16 protein-coding genes are annotated in these 16,992 nt (G+C 65.3%); 8 read left to right on the top strand and 8 right to left on the bottom strand.

Going from position 1 to position 16,992, the window contains the following annotated elements; genetic code table 11:
* Window positions 1-34 precede the first annotated feature (34 nt).
* Genes ACZY08_RS03185 through ACZY08_RS03175 form a run of 3 tightly spaced genes read left to right on the top strand, consistent with a single transcriptional unit; the run spans window position 35 to window position 2,726 of the window.
* Window positions 35-334 (top strand): type VII secretion target, encoded by a 300-nt coding sequence (locus ACZY08_RS03185; protein ID WP_463743145.1) that lies wholly within the window; start codon window positions 35-37, stop codon window positions 332-334.
* Window positions 331-2,169, top strand: a complete 1,839-nt coding sequence (locus ACZY08_RS03180) for an alpha/beta hydrolase (RefSeq protein WP_463743144.1) — start codon at window positions 331-333, stop codon at window positions 2,167-2,169. The genes ACZY08_RS03185 and ACZY08_RS03180 overlap by 4 nt, the downstream gene beginning before the upstream one ends.
* Window positions 2,170-2,213: 44 nt before the next feature.
* On the top strand, window positions 2,214-2,726 hold the full coding sequence (locus ACZY08_RS03175) for a hypothetical protein (RefSeq protein WP_463743143.1): 513 nt from the start codon (window positions 2,214-2,216) through the stop codon (window positions 2,724-2,726).
* 22 nt (window positions 2,727-2,748) lie between these two features.
* On the opposite strand, the gene ACZY08_RS03170 is transcribed toward ACZY08_RS03175, so the two are convergent.
* Window positions 2,749-3,567: a MaoC/PaaZ C-terminal domain-containing protein gene (locus ACZY08_RS03170; RefSeq protein WP_463744128.1), complete on the bottom strand. Its 819-nt coding sequence runs from the start codon at window positions 3,565-3,567 to the stop codon at window positions 2,749-2,751.
* Between the two features lie 13 nt (window positions 3,568-3,580).
* Window positions 3,581-4,933: a 3-oxoacyl-ACP reductase gene (locus ACZY08_RS03165; RefSeq protein WP_463743142.1), complete on the bottom strand. Its 1,353-nt coding sequence runs from the start codon at window positions 4,931-4,933 to the stop codon at window positions 3,581-3,583.
* 109 nt (window positions 4,934-5,042) lie between these two features.
* Between ACZY08_RS03165 and ACZY08_RS03160 the strand changes: the two genes are divergently transcribed.
* Window positions 5,043-6,344, top strand: coding sequence for an acetyl-CoA C-acetyltransferase (locus tag ACZY08_RS03160; protein WP_463744127.1), 1,302 nt, complete (start codon window positions 5,043-5,045; stop codon window positions 6,342-6,344).
* A gap of 370 nt (window positions 6,345-6,714) precedes the next feature.
* On the top strand, window positions 6,715-7,626 hold the full coding sequence (locus ACZY08_RS03155) for a TIGR03564 family F420-dependent LLM class oxidoreductase (RefSeq protein WP_463743141.1): 912 nt from the start codon (window positions 6,715-6,717) through the stop codon (window positions 7,624-7,626).
* A 56-nt stretch (window positions 7,627-7,682) separates the two neighbouring features.
* Here the strand turns inward: ACZY08_RS03155 and ACZY08_RS03150 are convergent, their stop codons facing one another.
* Both ACZY08_RS03150 and ACZY08_RS03145 read right to left on the bottom strand, forming a co-directional pair.
* Window positions 7,683-10,580, bottom strand: coding sequence for an MMPL/RND family transporter (locus tag ACZY08_RS03150; RefSeq protein ID WP_463743140.1), 2,898 nt, complete (start codon window positions 10,578-10,580; stop codon window positions 7,683-7,685).
* Window positions 10,577-11,023, bottom strand: a complete 447-nt coding sequence (locus ACZY08_RS03145; protein WP_463743139.1) for an MmpS family transport accessory protein — start codon at window positions 11,021-11,023, stop codon at window positions 10,577-10,579. The genes ACZY08_RS03150 and ACZY08_RS03145 overlap by 4 nt, the downstream gene beginning before the upstream one ends.
* A 151-nt stretch (window positions 11,024-11,174) precedes the next feature.
* Here ACZY08_RS03145 and ACZY08_RS03140 point away from each other — a divergent pair, with 151 nt between their 5' ends.
* Window positions 11,175-11,786: a TetR/AcrR family transcriptional regulator gene (locus ACZY08_RS03140; protein ID WP_463743138.1), complete on the top strand. Its 612-nt coding sequence runs from the start codon at window positions 11,175-11,177 to the stop codon at window positions 11,784-11,786.
* 16 nt (window positions 11,787-11,802) lie between these two features.
* On the opposite strand, the gene ACZY08_RS03135 is transcribed toward ACZY08_RS03140, so the two are convergent.
* Window positions 11,803-12,096 carry a DUF3618 domain-containing protein gene (locus ACZY08_RS03135; RefSeq protein ID WP_463743137.1) on the bottom strand — a complete coding sequence of 98 codons (294 nt, stop codon included), beginning with the start codon at window positions 12,094-12,096 and terminating at the stop codon, window positions 11,803-11,805.
* Window positions 12,083-12,493 carry a phage holin family protein gene (locus ACZY08_RS03130; RefSeq protein ID WP_463743136.1) on the bottom strand — a complete coding sequence of 137 codons (411 nt, stop codon included), beginning with the start codon at window positions 12,491-12,493 and terminating at the stop codon, window positions 12,083-12,085. Before ACZY08_RS03130 ends, ACZY08_RS03135 begins: the two co-directional genes overlap by 14 nt.
* Before the next feature lie 168 nt (window positions 12,494-12,661).
* On the opposite strand from ACZY08_RS03130, the gene ACZY08_RS03125 reads away from it, so the two are divergent.
* Window positions 12,662-12,934 carry a DUF4235 domain-containing protein gene (locus ACZY08_RS03125; RefSeq protein WP_463743135.1) on the top strand — a complete coding sequence of 91 codons (273 nt, stop codon included), beginning with the start codon at window positions 12,662-12,664 and terminating at the stop codon, window positions 12,932-12,934.
* Window positions 12,935-13,010: 76 nt separating this feature from the next.
* Here ACZY08_RS03125 and ACZY08_RS03120 read toward each other — a convergent pair whose 3' ends face one another.
* Complete coding sequence (locus ACZY08_RS03120; protein WP_463743134.1) at window positions 13,011-13,643, bottom strand: DUF1361 domain-containing protein; 633 nt, start codon at window positions 13,641-13,643, stop codon at window positions 13,011-13,013.
* A 125-nt stretch (window positions 13,644-13,768) separates the two neighbouring features.
* Window positions 13,769-15,604 carry an acyl-CoA dehydrogenase gene (locus ACZY08_RS03115; RefSeq protein ID WP_463743133.1) on the bottom strand — a complete coding sequence of 612 codons (1,836 nt, stop codon included), beginning with the start codon at window positions 15,602-15,604 and terminating at the stop codon, window positions 13,769-13,771.
* 235 nt (window positions 15,605-15,839) lie between these two features.
* Here ACZY08_RS03115 and ACZY08_RS03110 point away from each other — a divergent pair, with 235 nt between their 5' ends.
* Window positions 15,840-16,919 carry an NAD(P)H-dependent amine dehydrogenase family protein gene (locus tag ACZY08_RS03110; RefSeq protein WP_463743132.1) on the top strand — a complete coding sequence of 360 codons (1,080 nt, stop codon included), beginning with the start codon at window positions 15,840-15,842 and terminating at the stop codon, window positions 16,917-16,919.
* The last annotated feature ends 73 nt before the right edge of the window (window positions 16,920-16,992 follow it).

Below are 16,992 nucleotides of genomic sequence, written 5' to 3'. Positions count from 1 at the left end.
TGAACCGTCGTGGTGGTGGCCTTAGCCTTGAAAGGTGACGCCAACTCTGCGAGTGAACGCTCTCACGTTGCGCGACGTTGCCGCGACGGAGAAGTCGGTGGCTACGGCTACGTCGAACACCGGAGCCGCTGGAGCGCTGGGTGATGCGGCGGCGGGTATGACGGGTTTGCGCACCGCAGACGGCTGCCGAACCGCCCAGGCGGTGTTGGATGCGGTCAATCAGTCGGTGAGTACGGCGCTGAACGGTCATTCGGAGAAGCTCGAGGCGGCAGCCCGGCAGTATGAGGCCACTGACGTCGCATTCGGTCGTCGATTGCAGCAGTTCAGTCGATGACGGTCACCATCCCGCAGGTGCAGGGCTCGCAACCGGATGCGTTGACCCGCGCCGCCGCTCAGATGGAGGTGGCCGCGGCGGCCTACCAGGCCGAGATCGAGCGGCAGCAGGCGAATCTGGCCAAGCTGAAGTCGGGATGGCAGGGCACGGCTTCGGAAGCGGCAATTGCCGATGGGCAGAAGACCCTTGAGCAGATGCAGCGGGTGCACGAGGCCATGGTTCGGGTGCAAGCTCCTCTGCAGGCCGGCGGCGCGCAGTTGACCCAGATCAAATCGTCGGTGTTGCACACGGTGGCGCAGTTGGAGGGTCAGGGTTGGCAGGTCGCTCCGGATGGCACGGTGTCGGTGCGGCCGGGCAGTGTGTTGGATTTCTACGCTCGGCTCAGCCCGGTCAACGCGTTGACGGTCCGCATGCTGGCGGTTCGCCACACCGCCGCGGTGAAAAAGTTGCTGGCTGAATTCGACGCGGCCAATCAACATACCGACGAAGCGGTCCGGCAGGCAGTGGCCGGCCTGACCAACACCCCGGGCAGCGGGCCCGGCGGGGGCGCACCCACCCCTGGTGACAAGGCCGAGCCACAAATCCCCGACACCAAGGACCCCCACGCGATCCACGATTGGTGGCTCTCCCTGACCCCGGAGCAGAAGGCGCAGATGCTCCGCGATCACCCGGACAAGATCGGCAACCTCAACGGCATCCCGACCGGCGTGCAGAGCGAGGCCAATCTGAGGATCCAGAAACAGGATCTGGCCCGGGTCAACTCCGTTGCTGAGTCACATCATGTCAGCGTCGACGAGGTGCGGGCGCACCCGGAGAAGTACGGTCTGACCGCCACCGACATCACGCGGTACCACAATGCGGTCGAGGTGCAGAAGGCACTCGATCGCTATGGCCGTGACGCCAACATCCCCGGGACCAGCAAGCACCCGCCGATCTTTTTGAAGAAGTACGACCCGGAGGCGTTCGGCGGCAAGGGTGCGGCGGCGATCGCGATCGGTAACCCTGACACCGCAAACAACACCACGGTGAAGGTCTCCGGTCTCACCACCTCGGTGAAGGGCGGATCGTTGGACAACCCGGATCCGGTCAACCTCTACAACGAGACCAGCAAGGCCGACCCGGACAAGTCGAACGCGGTGGTGATGTGGATGGGGTATGACGCGCCCGATGACCAGGCGGTCGCGGTGCCGAATATGGCGCGCCACGGTGCTGAACTGTTGGCCGCCGACGTCAATGCTCTGGATGCTACCCACTTGGGCTCCAGCCACCTGACGGTGATCGGCCATTCTTATGGCTCGACCACGGTGGCCGATGCGGCGGCCGGGTACGGTATGCGCGCCGATGACATCGTGCTGATCGGTAGCCCCGGCACCGACATGGCGAAGTCCGCTGCCGATTTCCACCTGCCCCCGAACGGACACCTGTATGTCGGAGCCGCCAGCACCGACCCGGTTACCTACTTCGGCCGGGAACACATGAGTGGGCCCGGTCTGGGTCTGGGTTCGGATCCGTCGATCGATGGGTACGGTTCGACTCGCTTCGACGCCGAATCGTCATTGCGTGATTACCGCACGGATCACAGCAGATACTTTGAGCAGGGCTCGGAGTCGTTGTACAACATGGCCGACATCGCCTCGGGTCACGGTGATCGGCTGCAACAGAATGGGATGACTGCCGAGCATCGTTCGGATCACTGGTATGCCAAAGTTCCGGTGGTAATACCAACCCCGCTGGGCCCCATCCCGGTGCCCGGCACATCGATCACGATTCCGGGTGTTGACCAGGCCTTCGACCCGGAGGCGGATCGGCGCGCTCGGGACAACCACCGCCATTAGAACCAGAGGCAGGAGTATGACGATTGGGAACATGGTGGAGACACGTGATCGGTGCGATCGCGCTAGTGACGCTGGCCAGTGTGATTGTCGGGTGCGGCGGTGGTGAGGCAGTGACAGAACCGATGACACCGCAACAGGCCCGCGCACAGGTGATCGACGCCGGAAAAGAACTGGTCCGGGATTTGGGGTTGCGGGGCAACCTGGTGGAGACGGTGTTCACCTACGAATCCTGCACCGACGACAACAAGGGCCCGTTCAGAGGCAAGCTTGCGATGGTCTTCTGGATGCCTGGCGCGGACCGGTCCGCTGCGGTGGACCCAGCGACGCTCATTACCCCGCTGCAGCAACACGGATGGCAGGGCGACCCTGACTTCCACTCACACAGCAGCGCGACGTTGACGAAGAACGACGTGAAAGCGGAGGTGGACTTCATGTACGTCGTGCCACTGGACTCCCACGCGCGCGTCACGCTCTACGGCCAATGCCGGGATACCTATGACCACTCGAAGGATCCGTTCGATCGCGGCGACGTGACGGCTGAGTTGGAATCGCAATAGCCTCTGGCTACTTCGACCGCGCTCAGCGCAGCGGGCTGACCGTCGCCGTCAGGTGCGGGTAACCCTTCTTCAGGTTGCGCAGGGTCAGCTCCCAGCCGTCGGCGTCGCGCTCGACGTAGAGCCCGGCCTTCGCCGGGAGCACCACGGGCTTGGCGAACCGCACCGAGTACTTGACCGCATCGGGGAGCTGCCCCTCGATGTTGGCCAAAACTGCTGCAGCGCTGAACATTCCATGCGCGATCACGGTGGGGAAGCCGAACAGCTTGGCGGCCAGCCCGTTGGTGTGGATGGGGTTGTGGTCCCCGCCGATCGACGCGTAGTTCCTGATCTGGCCCGGGGTGATGTTCAGAACGGCGTTGGGCGGCGGCAGCTTCGGCTGCTTCTGTGGTTCCGGCTTGGGCTCACCGGACAGGCTGGTCTTCTGCTGGTGCAGGAATGTCGTCACCTGGTGCCACGCCGTGTCGTTGCCGACCTTCAGCTCCGTGACGATGTCCACCAGCAGGCCCTTGCGGTGCTCGCGCAGGTTCTCCGCGTGCACCGCCGCGCTGACGGTGTCGGTCACCTTGATCGGGCGGTACTGGGTGATGTGGTTCTCCAGATGCACCGAACCCATTGCGGCGAAGGGGAAATCGAATCCGGTGACCAGCGACATCACAGTCGGGAAGGTCAGCGCGAACGGGTAGGTCAGCGGCAGGGTGTCACCGAACCGCAGCCCGGTCACCTGGGCGTAGGCGGCGACGTTGGCCGGGTCGATGGGCAGGTTGTCGACCGTGACGGTGCGGGCCGGCAGGGCGTCGTCGCGCGGTATGAACGGCAACGCCCCGACGACGGCACGGAACATGTTGTTCACGTGCTCACGCCCCCAACATGGCCTGGCCGCAGACCCGGATGGTGTTGCCGGTGACCGCGTTCGACGCCGGGCTGGCGAAGTAGGCGATCAGTTCGGCCACATCCACCGGCTTGCCGCCCTGGAACAGCGAGTTCAGCCGGCGGCCCACCTCGCGGGTGGCCAGTGGGATCGCGTCGGTCATCTTGGTCTCGATGAAGCCGGGGGCCACGGCGTTGATGGTGATGTTTTTCGGCGCCAGCACCGGGGCCAGCGCCTCGGCCAGCCCGATCATGCCGGCCTTGGTGGTGGCGTAGTTGGTCTGTCCGCGGTTGCCGGCGATGCCGGCCATCGACGACAGTCCGATCACCCGGCCGCCCTCGCCCAGCACTCCGGCCTCCACCAAACCTTCGGTGAGCCGTTGCGGGGCAAGGAGGTTCACCGCGGTCACGGAATCCCAGCGGCTCTCGTCCATGTTGGCCAGCAGCTTGTCGCGGGTGATACCGGCGTTGTTCACCAGCACATCGACCTTGCCGCCGTGCTGTGCGGTGACATGCGCGACGATCTGCTCGACTGCATCGTCGGCGGTGACGTCGAGCGTCAGTGCGCTGCCACCGACCTTCTCGGCGACCTTGCCGAGATCCTCGGCGGCCTGGGGCACGTCGACGGCCACCACGGTGGCGCCGTCCCGCGCGAACACCTCCGCGATCGTCGCGCCGATGCCGCGGGCCGCACCGGTCACTACGGCAACCTTGCCGGCCAGCGGCTTGTCCCAGTCCGCCGGCGGCGTCGAGTCGGCGGCACCGACCCGGTACACCTGCCCGTCGACGTAGGCCGACTTGGCCGAGAGGATGAAGCGCAGGGTTGACTCCAGGCCGGTCGCGCCGGGCTTGGCGTCGGCGGCCAGGTACACGAGCGACGCCGTGGCGCCGCGCTGCAGCTCCTTGCCCAGCGAGCGGGTGAAGCCTTCCAGGGCGCGCTGCGCGATCTGGGCGTGGACGCTGCCGGCCTGCTCGGGTGTGGTGCCGATGACGACCACACGTGCGCACGACGCGAGGTTGCGCAGAACCGGCGTGAAGAACTGGTAGAGCTCCTTGAGCCCGGCGGCGTCGGCTATGCCGGTGGCGTCGAGCACCACACCGCCGAACGAATCGGCCCAGCGGCCGCCGATGTTGTTGGAGACGACGTCGTAGTCGTCGGCCAGGGCAGCCCGCAGGGGTTCGACGATGCGTCCCTCCCCGCCGATCAGCAGGGAGCCGGGCAGCGGTGGCTGACCGGGGCGGTAGCGGCGCAGGGTCTCGGGCTGCGGCACGCCCAGCTGTTTGGCCAGGAACGATCCCGGCCCGGAGTTGACCACTTGGGAGAACAGGTCGGAAGCCACTTCAGCTGCCTTTCGCTTCGCAGTACTGCGTTGTCCATACCGAACTTACTCCAGAGTAAGAACAGTGGGTAATATGGCCCCGGACAACCCGACAGTGGAGGGCAAACAGATGGCCAACAACACGACCCGGCGACGCGTTGCCGTTTTGGGTGGCAACAGGATTCCGTTCGCACGGTCCGACGGCGCGTATGCCAACGCCTCCAACCAGGACATGTTCACCGCCGCCCTGGACGGGCTGATCGAGCGATTCGATCTGACCGGTGAACGCCTCGGCGCGGTGATCGGCGGAGCCGTACTCAAGCACAGCCGCGACTTCAACCTCATGCGTGAGTGCGTGCTGGGCAGCGCGTTGTCGCCCTACACGCCCGCTTACGACATCCAGCAGGCGTGCGGCACCGGCCTGCAGGCCGCCACCGCGGCCGCCAACGCCATCGCGCTGGGCCAGTACGAATCGGCCGCGGCCGGCGGCGTGGACACCGCCTCGGACGCGCCCATCGCGTTCGGCAACGACCTGCGTCAGGTGCTGCTGGGCCTGCGCCGCGCCAAGTCGAACATCGACCGGCTCAAGCTGGTGGGCAAGCTGCCGGCCGCGCTGGGGGTGGAGATCCCGGTCAACAGCGAGCCCCGCACCGGCATGTCGATGGGGGAGCACGCCGCCGTCACCGCCAAGAAGATGGGCGTCAAGCGCGTCGACCAGGACGAACTGGCCGCTGCCAGCCACCGCAACATGGCCGCCGCCTACGACAGCGGCTTCTTCGACGATCTGGTCTCCCCGTTCCTCGGGCTGTACCGGGACAACAACCTGCGGGCAGATTCCAGCCCGGAGAAACTGGCCAAGCTCAAGCCGGTGTTCGGTGTGAAGGCCGGCGACGCGACCATGACCGCGGGCAACTCGACGCCGCTCACCGACGGTGCCTCCGTGGCCCTGCTGGCCAGCGAGGACTGGGCCGAGGCGCATGGCCACGAGCCGCTGGCCTACTTCGTCGATTCCGAGACCGCCGCCGTCGACTACGTCAACGGACCCGACGGCCTGCTGATGGCACCCACGTACGCGGTGCCCCGGCTGCTCGCCCGCAACGGACTGACGCTGCAGGATTTCGACTTCTACGAGATCCACGAGGCGTTCGCCTCGGTGGTGCTGGCCACGCTGGCGGCCTGGGACTCCGACGAGTACTGCAAGGAGCGGCTGGGGCTGGACAAAGCACTCGGCTCCATCGACCGCTCCAGGCTCAACGTCAACGGCTCCTCGCTGGCGGCGGGCCACCCGTTCGCGGCCACCGGTGGGCGCATCGTCGCCCAGCTGGCCAAGCAGCTGGCGGAGAAGAAGAAGCAGACCGGTCAGCCGGTGCGCGGCCTGATCTCGATTTGTGCGGCGGGTGGGCAGGGCGTCACCGCCATTTTGGAGGCGTAGCTTGCGGAGCCGACAACATCCGAAAAATTTCTTTTGGAGATGTGTAACGGCCGCGGCATAGAGGTCGATACACGGGTAGCTCCGTGTTGCCGTCTGACCCCCCGACCCGACGGCAACACGGGGCGACCTAACTTCCAATTCTCGGCAAAATCGGCCGTACTTTTCTCTGGTTTGAGGGGTACCCGAGGCGTACGATCGAGCCTACGACGGGTTCGGGAGTGACTGATCCAAAGAGTCGGTACAGGGGTGAAAGACCGGCTGCGTGCGACGAATTGAAACGCCCCCAAGTGTCCTCCCGAACCCGCCCTTTTTGTCTTGAGTCCCACCTCTTCTGCTCCCACGGCACCCACTCTCCGCATAGCGTGGTGCCATGCAGATCAGCATCCTCGCCTCACTCAGTGAAACCGCCGGCCGCTCCCCGATCGACGCCACTGTAGAAAATCTCGCGCAACTGCGCGATGAGGGATTCCAGCGGGTCTGGATGACTCAGATGCCCTATGAACCCGACCTCCTGACCGTGCTGGCGGTGGCGTTTCGTGAGGTCGACGGGATCGAGGTGGGCACCGGCGTCATCCCGATCCAGAACCAGCATCCGATGCTGCTGGCCCAGCGCGCGCTCACGCTCAGCCTGATCAGTGGCGGCCGGTTCCTGCTCGGCCTGGGCATGACGCATGCTGCGGTCACCGAGGGCATGTGGGGCATTCCGTGGGACAAGCCGGTGCGTCGGCTCCGCGAGTATCTGGACGGGCTGCAGCCGCTGCTCAACGGTGAACCCGCCGACGCGCCAGGGGAGACGGTCACCACGCGCGGCGCCCTGCAGATCCCCGGCGCTTCGGCGCCCGACGTGTACGTCGCCGCACTGGGGCCGCAACTGCTCAAGCTCGCGGGCCGTCGTACCGCGGGAACCGTCACGTGGATGACGGGCCCGACCACGCTGGCCGAACATGTGGCCCCGACGCTGCGGGAGGCGGCCGGGGACCGTCCGGTTCGCGTTGTCGCAGCACTTCCGGTCAGCGTCACCGACGATGTCGACGGGGCCCGCGCCCAGGCCGCCAAACAGTTCGCGATGTACGGACACCTGCCGTCGTATCGGGCCATGCTCGACCGCGAGGGTTACGCCGGGCCCGAGGACGCTGTCATCATCGGTGATGAAAGCACCGTGGCAGAACGTATTCGCTCCCTCGGAGCGGCCGGCGTCGACGAATATGTCGGGGTGGTGTTCGACGCGTCACCCGAAACCCGAGCCCGCACAAGGGCACTGCTGCGCTCGCTCGACAGCTGACGTCGGCAGTTTCCGTCGCGGACTTTTGGTGGAGCTACCCACGGTTCAATCCGTCGTCAGGCCGACGCTTCGGGCTCGGGTTCTGTCTTGAGCAGTTCGCGGACCGAGTTGCGGGAACCGTACGGCCGCAACATCCGGCTGGCCGGCCGGGGCCGCACGATCTGCGGCCACCAGAACCACCGGCCGAGAAGTGCCGCGATGGACGGCGTCATGAACGACCGCACGATCAAGGTGTCGAACAGCAGACCGAGGCCGATGGTGGTGCCGATCTGGCCGAGGACGATGAGATCGCTGAAGATGAACGAGGACATGGTGGCCGCGAACACCAGACCGGCCGCGGTCACCACCCGGCCGGTTCCGGCCATCGCGCGGATGACGCCGGTTTTGAGCCCGGCCCCGATCTCTTCCTGGAATCGGGATATCAACAGCAGGTTGTAGTCGGCGCCAACGGCCAGCAGCAGGATGATGGCGAGTGCCAGCACGATCCAGTACAACTGGATGCCGAAGATGTACTGCCACACCAGGACCGACAGACCGAACGACGCGCCCAGCGACAGCACGACCGTCCCGACGATGACCATTGCGGCAACGATGCTGCGGGTGATGAACATCATGATGAGCAGGATGAGGCTGATCGCCGCCAATGCGGCGATGAGCAGGTCGTATTTGGCCCCGTCCTGAATGTCCTTGTACGCCGAGGCGGTTCCGGCTACGTAGATCTTGGCGTCCGACAGGGGAGTGGCCTTGATCGCGTCGAACGCGGAGTCCTTGAGCGCGTCGATGTGTGAAATGCCCTCGGGCGTGGCGGGAGTGCCCTCATGCGTGATGATCATGCGGGCGGCTTTGCCGTCGGGCGACATGAACAGTTTCAGGCCGCGCTTGAAGTCAGGGTTGTCGAAGGCTTCCGGTGGCAGATAGAACGAGTCGTCGTTCTTGGCGGAGTCGAAGGCCTGGCCCATCGCGGTCGAATTCTCGAGGGCTTCCTGGGACTGCGAGTTGGTCCCGGCCGTGGTGGCGTAATTCGAGAGAGTCAGGTCGCGGTTGCGCTCCTGGATGGCGATCTGCGGCGGCAGCAGCGCCACGAGTTTCGGCTGAAGCGCGTCGAGCTTGTCCAAGCTTGCGGTGATCTGTCCGAACTGGTCGCTGAGCTTGTCGATCCCGTCGAGCGCGTCGAACACCGAGCGCAGTGCCGCGCACATGGGGATGTCGAAACAGTGTGGCTCCCAGTAGAAGTAGTTGCGCAGTGGGCGGAATTGATCGTCGAAATTGGCGATCTTGTCCCGGAGGTCGTTCACGATCGCCACGGTGTCGTGGAAGGCCTGGGTCTGTTCATGGGTGGCGGCAGCACTGGCCTGCTGCAACGTGACCTGCTGCTTGAGGATGTTGATCGTGTTCGACAGCTCGTTGGCCTGCTTGAGCAGATCGGCAGCGCGGTCCTGCTGGTAGCCCAGATTCATGATCTGGCTGGCGCTTTGCGCGCTGATCTGAAATGGGATTGAGCTGTGCTTGATCGGTGTGCCCAGCGGGCGGGTGATCGACTGGACCAGGGCGATACCACGGGTGTGCAGAACGGCTTTGGCCACGCGTTCGAGGACCAGCATGTCCGCGGGGTTGCGCATGTCGTGATCGGTTTCGATCATCAGCAGCTCGGGGTTCAGCCGGGCCTCGGAGAAGTGGCGGGTGGCGGCGGTGTAGCCGATGTTGGCCGGCGCTGATTCCGGTAGGTAGGGGCGACCGTCGTAGCTGGTCTTGTACCCCGGCAGGGCAAGCAGACCGACCAGCGCGATCAGGCACGACACCACCAGGATGGGCCCGGGCCAACGCACGATCGCGGTACCGATGCGGCGCCATCGCGGTGCCCGCGGGTTGCGTTTGGGCTCGAAGAGGCCGAACCGGCTGGCGATGGTCAATACGGCAGGTCCCAGGGTCAGCGCGGCCACCAGCGTCACGAGCACGCCGATGGCAGCGGGTACACCGAGGGTCTGGAAGTAAGGCAGTCGGGTGAAGTACAGGCAGGCCACGGCTCCGGCGATGGTCAGTCCGGAGCCGACGATGACGTGCACGGTGCCGCGAAACATGTCGTGATAGGCGGCTTCTCGGTCCATGCCACGGCTACGGGCCTCGTGATAGCGGCCCACGATGAAGATGCCGTAGTCCGTGCCCGCGGCGATCGCCAACAGCGTCAGCAGATTCGTCGAATATGTCGACAGGCCGATGACCCCGGAATGCGCCAGTGCGGCCACGACACCGCGCGCGGCGGACAGTTCGATGAGGACTGTGACGAGCATGATGAGCATCGTCACGAAGGATCGGTAGACGACCAGCAGCATCACCGCGATCACCAAGAAGGTCAAGAGGGTGACCTTTTCGGTGCCCTCGCTGCCCACCTCGAAGTTGTCGGTGATCAGCGGTGCGGCGCCGGTGACGTAGGCCTTGACCCCCGGCGGTGGCGGGACGCTCGCCACGATCTCGCGGATGGCGTCGACGGACTGGTTGGACAACGCCTCGCCCTGGTTGCCGGCCAGATACACCTGCACCAGAGCGGCTTTGCCGTCCTTGCTCTGCGAACCGCCCGCGGTGAGCGGATCCCCCCAGAAGTCCTGAATGTGCTCGACGTGCTTGGTGTCCTCGGCCAGTCGCTTCACCAGGGTGTCGTAGAAGCGGTGGGCGTCGTCGCCGAGTGGCTTGTCGCCTTCGAGCACGACCATGGCCGCGCTGTCGGAGTTGAACTCGTCGAATACCTGACCGATGTGTCGCATCGCCATGGTCGATGGCGCGTCGGGCGCGTTCAGGCCCACGGATCGCGCGGCGCCGACGACCTCCAGTTGTGGCACAAGGATGTTCGTCAAGGCAGCGATCGCAACCCAAACAAGCACGATCGGTACGGCGAGCAGACGAATGGTTCGCGCCGTCCTCGAACCGACAACTTCACCTTCTGTGTGCTGCCCGCTCATGCTGACTTGTCCAAGCAGGCGATGTAGCCGTTCACGTTGTCAGTGGACCTTTCGTCCTTGACCACACCGTTGACGGTGATGCGGCACCCGATGTAGCCGCCGTCGCCCTGTGCCCGCAGATCGGCGAACATCGTCGGGTCATCGGTGACCAGCGTCTGCGACCACGGCAGCGTCACGTCCTCGGCCCGCTGCGGTTGTGCGTCGATGTCCAGGTAGTTGACGGTGGCGACGGAGCCCGGTGATCCGAACACTTCGAAGAGAACCCGTTTCGGGTTGTATCCGGTGTTCTCCAGGGCGTCGGCACTGGGACGTGACACCTCGTTGTCCGAACCGAATATGCCGTGTAGCCGGCTGACGGCGAAGGCGACGACCGCGACCACGAGCACGGCAACGATCACCGTCCAACGTCGCCGGACCAGGCTTCCTACCGAGATCCCCTGCATCTCAGAGCCTTTCGAGAACAAGCGCAAACTCGCCTTGAAGCGAGAGTCTTCGGCCGTTCCAAGCACCTGAACGGTACCGTACGGTACAGTCCTGAAGAGGGCAAGGCCTACGGACAAGTGGCCATGGCTGCCCGCTACGGAAAGGTCTTCAGTGTCACCCCCTTCCGCCGCCTCCGCGCATGACGTTTCACCGCCGGCTCCGGCGTCGCAGTGGACCGAGCGTGAGTCGGAATTGTTGGCGGTGACCCTGCGCCTGTTGCAGCAGCACGGATACGACCGGCTGACCGTGGAAGCCGTGGCGACCGAAGCGAAGTCGAGCAAGGCCACGATCTACCGCCGGTGGCCGTCGAAGACCGAGCTCGTCCTGGCAGCCTTCATCGAGGGCACCCGGATCCAGCTGGTGCCGCCCCGCACCGGCGCGCTGCGGACCGACCTGCTGAGCATCGGCTCGTCGGTGTGCGACCAGGCACGCGAGCACGGCAGCACGATGAGCGCGATCATGTCCGAGGTAGCGCACAGCCCGGAATTGAGTGCGGCCCTGCAGAATCAGTTCGTTCTGCAGCGCAAGATGCTGATGACCGAAGTGCTGACGGATGCGGTCGACCGGGGTGAGATCGACGCCGCGGCGGTGCACAACGAGCTGTGGGACGTGATGCCGGGATATCTGGTGTTCCGGTCCCTGATTCCTGGGCGTCCGCCGACCGAGGCGACGGTCCGGGCACTCGTGGACGACGTCTTGATGCCCAGCCTGACCCGCTTCTGAGCTTGGGCCTGTCTGGTCAGCGGCGCCGCCACCACACCAGCAGGCCGACTGCCGCAAGCACGGCGATCACCGCGGCTGCCGACACCGCCGGCTTGGACCTCGCCGTCTCGGTTGCGGCCTGGGCCCGGTCGACCACGGCGTCCTTCGTCGCGGCGGCCTTGTCCTGGGCGCGGCCCTTGACGTCGAGCTTGTCCGACAGTGCGGCCACCGTCTCGCCCAGCTCGCCGCGAGTCTTGTCGATGTCGGACTGCAGTTCGTGGATGTCGGCGTCCGGCCCCGGTTCGGGTGGAAGGTGATCAGCGGTTGCCATGTCGTGCCTCCTTGATCTCGTCGAGGTCGTGTTTGACGCTGCCGACTGATTCGGTTGCCGGCGGCGGAACCTTTCGGGCTTGGCTGCGGCTGATCAGAGCGGCCACCCCGGCTCCGAGGAACAACCCGGCGGCGACGATGGCCGCAGCGGCCCAGACCGGGAGGGCCAGTGCGATTGCCGCCACCGCGGCGGCGACGGCCGTCATGAGGCCCAGTACCGCCAGCAGACCGGCGGCACTGATCAAACCGGCGCCGAGGCCGGCGTGGCGGGCGGATTCCTGAAACTCCCGCTGCGCCAACCGCAGCTCGTCGCGTACCAGTCGTGTCGTCTGCTCCTGTAATTGTCCGAGGAGCTGAGCCGTGGACGGTTCGTTGATGGTTTTCGATTCGGTCGTCATCGGTGTGCCTTTCACCAGGCGTACTTCTTCTCTGAAGAGCAGTGCCCGACGCACGGGCGGGCAAAACCTCGAACCGGCAGCTGCGCCGTTAAAACTGTCGGGTTCGGGGTATCCGCACTGTCAGCCCGAAAGCTGATCTTTCAGGCTGTTGCCGATACGAGGAGAATCGTGAGCCGACTCTCGAAAATGCTGTACATGCCGCTGTCGATGGCGACGAGTGTGGGCGGAGGCCTGTTGGCCGGCGCGTTGTTCACCCAGATCTGGAAGCGCATCGATCAGCCGAATCTGGAACCGCCCGACCCCAAGGATCTCGAACGGTCCACCGCCAAAGCGCTGACGGCAGCGGCTCTCCAGGGCTTGGTGTTCGGCTTGGTTCGCGCCGCCGTCGACCGGGCGGGGGCCAAGAGCTACCGGGCGCTGGCTCATGAATCGCCGGTCTGAGGTGGACGCGGCTATCCGGCCGGATGGCCGACGGTCTTCCCTGGTCGAATGCCTCCGGCATGGAATGCGACGTGTGTCAACGCAATCCGCGCAACGCCCAGATTGTCAGGTAGGCCAGCCCGAAGAACGCTGCAACGGCTATCGCCACGCCCGTCGACTGCACGTAGGACAGCGGTGAGCGCATCCAGTCGAACGTCGCCGCGACCACCGCATCGGGCCGGGTCACCAGGTCCCAGGAGTTCCATCGTTGGAAGCGGCCGATGACGACACCGACGGCGCAGGCCCCAACGGAGAGCGCGACGGCCAGCCAGCTCCAGAACGAGCCGAATTCGTCGTCCAGGCGTTGATGCACCAGCAGCAGCGACACCACGCCCAGCAGGATCCCGGTCCACGCGGCGAACCCGTACTGCAGCACGTGGCGCCACAGCTCGTATCCCTCGCCGAGGTGGACCAGATCGGTCACCAGATACGGGGCGTTCGGCAGGAACGCCAACCAGCCCAGTCCCAGTGGCAGCAGCCACAGCCGGCGCTCGACAAGATCGAAGGCGATCGCGAAGACCATCGGGATCCACGCCAGCACCAGGTTCCACACCAGGAACTTGGTCGGGTACGACATCGGTGCGGCCGGATCGGTGATTCCGAGAGCGAGGGTCAGCGCCGTCGTCGCCATCAGCGACATGACGAGCAAGATGCCGCGGGCTTCAGTCATGGGTCCAGCTTGCCTGTCTCCCACCGAGTCCCGACGAGCAGTGCCCCGGAGGCGGGAGGTGCCCCCAGCAAAAACCCCCAATTCCGTGAGGAAAAGGGGGTTTCTGCGTCTTTTGGCGGAGCTTCTTAGAACGCAGCCTCGTCGAGCTCCATCACCTCATTGTCGATGGTCTCGAGGACCTGACGGGTGCTGGTCAGCAGCGGCAGCATGTTCTTGGCGAAGAACGATGCAGCGGCGATCTTGCCGTCCAGGAAGGTGCGCTCGTCACCGGAGGCGCCGGCGTCGAGCTTCTCGATTGCGACTGCGGCCTGACGCAGCAGCAGCCAACCGAGCAGCAGGTCGCCGACCGACAGCAGGAAGCGGACCGAACCGAGACCCACCTTGTAGATGCTGGCGGCATCCTCCTGTGCGGCCATCAGGTAACCGGTGAGAGTGGCAGCCATGCCCTGGACATCGGTGAGCGCGGTGCCGAGCAGCTCACGCTCGGTCTTGAGCCGACCGTTGCCCGACTCGTTCTTGATGAACTGCTCGATCTCGCCGGCCACGAACGCCAGCGCCTGACCCTTGTCGCGGACGATCTTGCGGAAGAAGAAGTCCTGCGCCTGGATGGCGGTGGTGCCTTCGTACAGCGAGTCGATCTTCGCGTCGCGGATGTACTGCTCGATCGGGTAGTCCTGCAGGAAGCCGGACCCACCCAGGGTCTGCAGGCTCTCGGTGAGCTTGGCGTAGGCCTGCTCCGAGCCGAAGCCCTTGACCACCGGCAGCAGCAGGTCGTTGACCTTGTGTGCCAGCTCGACGTCCATACCGTGGACCGCCTTGGCGACCTCGGCGTCCTGGAACGTCGCGGTGTAGAGGTACAGCGCCCGCATGCCCTCGGCGTAAGCCTTCTGGGTCATCAGCGAGCGACGGACGTCGGGGTGATGAGTGATGGTGACACGCGGAGCGGTCTTGTCCATCATCTGAGTCAGGTCGGCACCCTGGACACGCTCCTTGGCGTACTCCAGCGCGTTGAGGTAACCGGTCGACAGCGTGGCGATGGCCTTGGTGCCCACCATCATTCGAGCCTGCTCGATGACGTCGAACATCTGCGCGATGCCGTTGTGTACCTCGCCGACCAGCCAGCCCACGGCGGGCTTGCCGTGCTGGCCGAAGGTCAACTCACAGGTGGCCGAAACCTTCAGGCCCATCTTGTGCTCGACGTTGGTCACGTATACGCCGTTGCGCTCGCCCAACTCGCCGGTCTCGAAGTCGAAGTGGAACTTCGGCACGAAGAACAGCGACAGACCCTTGGTGCCCGGGCCGGCGCCCTCGGGGCGGGCCAGCACGAGGTGGAAGATGTTCTCGAACAGGTCATCCGAATCGGCAGAGGTGATGAATCGCTTCACACCGTCGATGTGCCACGATCCGTCTTCCTGCTTGACCGCCTTGGTGCGGCCGGCCCCGACGTCCGAACCCGCGTCGGGCTCGGTGAGCACCATGGTGGAGCCCCAGCCGCGCTCCGCGGCGATGACGGCCCACTTCTTCTGCTCTTCAGTGGCGTTGGTGTAGAAGATCTGCGCGAAAGCGGCACCGCCGGCGTACATCCACACGGCAGGGTTGGCGCCGAGGATGTGCTCGTTGAGGGCCCACAGCAGCGCCTTGGGCGCGGGGACACCGCCGAGCACCTCGTCGAGGCCGACGCGGTCCCAGCCACCCTCGATGGCTGCGCGCACCGACTTCTTGAAGCCCTCGGGCAGCGTCACGGTGTGCGTGTCGGGATCGAAAACGGGGGGATTGCGGTCGCCTTCGGCGAACGATTCCGCGATCGGTCCCTCGGCCAGGCGGGCCATCTCGTTGAGCATCTCGCGGGCGGTGTCGGCGTCCAGATCGCTGTATTCGCCGGCTCCGAGGGCCTTGTCCAGGCCGAAGACGTCGAACAGGTTAAAGACCTGGTCGCGGACATTGCTCTTGTAGTGGCTCACTTTTCCTCCTTGTGGAATGCCACCTGAGGTTGGGTACTCGGGATAAGTTACCCACCAGTAACTGCGGCCAACTATACCGTTCAGTAACTTCAACGCAAAGAGACTCTGAGCAATTTCTGCGGTCTAACCAACCCAGTGGTTGATCGAAGCTTGTACCCGCTGGTCAAAACGGCTCTGGACTGCACGTTCATCACAATGTGACGATCCTCACCAACTTCGCCATTAGGGTGGGCGGATGCGTCGAATCGCGGTGTGGGGTACAGGAAACATGGGTGCGACAGCCATCCGGTCGGCCACGGCATTCCCGGGGCTGGAACTGGCGGCAGTCATCACGTCGTCTGAGGACAAGGCTGGTCGGGACGCTGCGACTTTCGCCAAGCTGGACGCCCCGACGGGCGTCACCGCCACCACCGACGTCGACGCGGCGCTCGCCCGGTGCGACGCGGTCGCCTATATGTCCTCCGGCGATATCCGCCCGGAGGAGGCAATCGCCGAAATCGAGCAATGCCTGCGTGCGGGCAAACAAGTGGTGACGCCGTCGCTGTACTCGCTCTACGACCCGGCGTCGGCCCCCGCCGAGTGGGTCGAACGACTCACCGACGCCGCGACAGCCGGCAACTCCGCACTTCTGGTCAGCGGCGTCGACCCCGGCTGGGGCAATGACGCCCTGGCGGTGATCGCCGCCGGGCTGTGCACCCGGATCCGCACCATCCGGTGCCAGGAGATCTTCGACTACTCCACCTACAACCAGCCGCATTCGGTGCGGGTGCTGTGCGGTTTCGGTGGATCGATGGACGAGACGCCGATGATGTTGCTGCCCTCCATCCCGACCATGGTGTGGGGCGGCAACGTGCGGCTGATCGGCCGAGGGCTCGGCCTGGAGATCGACGACATCACCGAGACCGTCGAACGCTTGCCCCTCACCGAAGCCGTCGACAACGTCATGGGCCGGTTCGAGGCCGGCACCCAGGGAGCGTTCCGGCTTCAGGTCATCGGATGGGCGAACGGTGTCGAGCGGATCGTCATCGAACACATCACCCGCATCGACCCGGCCTGTGCCCCGGACTGGCCACAGCCCGACGAGGGCGTCGGCGACCATCGCGTCATCATCGACGGCGATCCGCAACTGACCATGGTGGTCCGCGCCGATGTGCCGGGCGGGACCCGCGCGGATGGCGGCAACACCACTGCGGCCAACCGCCTGCTCGGTGCGATCGATTGGCTGGCCACCCAGAAACCCGGCATCTACGACGGCCTCGACGTGCCGTTGCACCCACCGCTGCCTGCCGAGGTCGAGGCCACCCGCTGGGTCTAATCCCCGCGAGTTTTCTCCGCGAGCAGACGCAAAACTGCCCCTTTTCGTGTGAAAAGGGGCAGTTTTACGTCTT

The sequence above is a fragment of the Mycobacterium sp. IDUB_9 genome (assembly GCF_055419505.1).
Note: the sequence above shows the minus strand (reverse complement) of the source record. Positions and strands in the feature narration are given on the sequence as shown.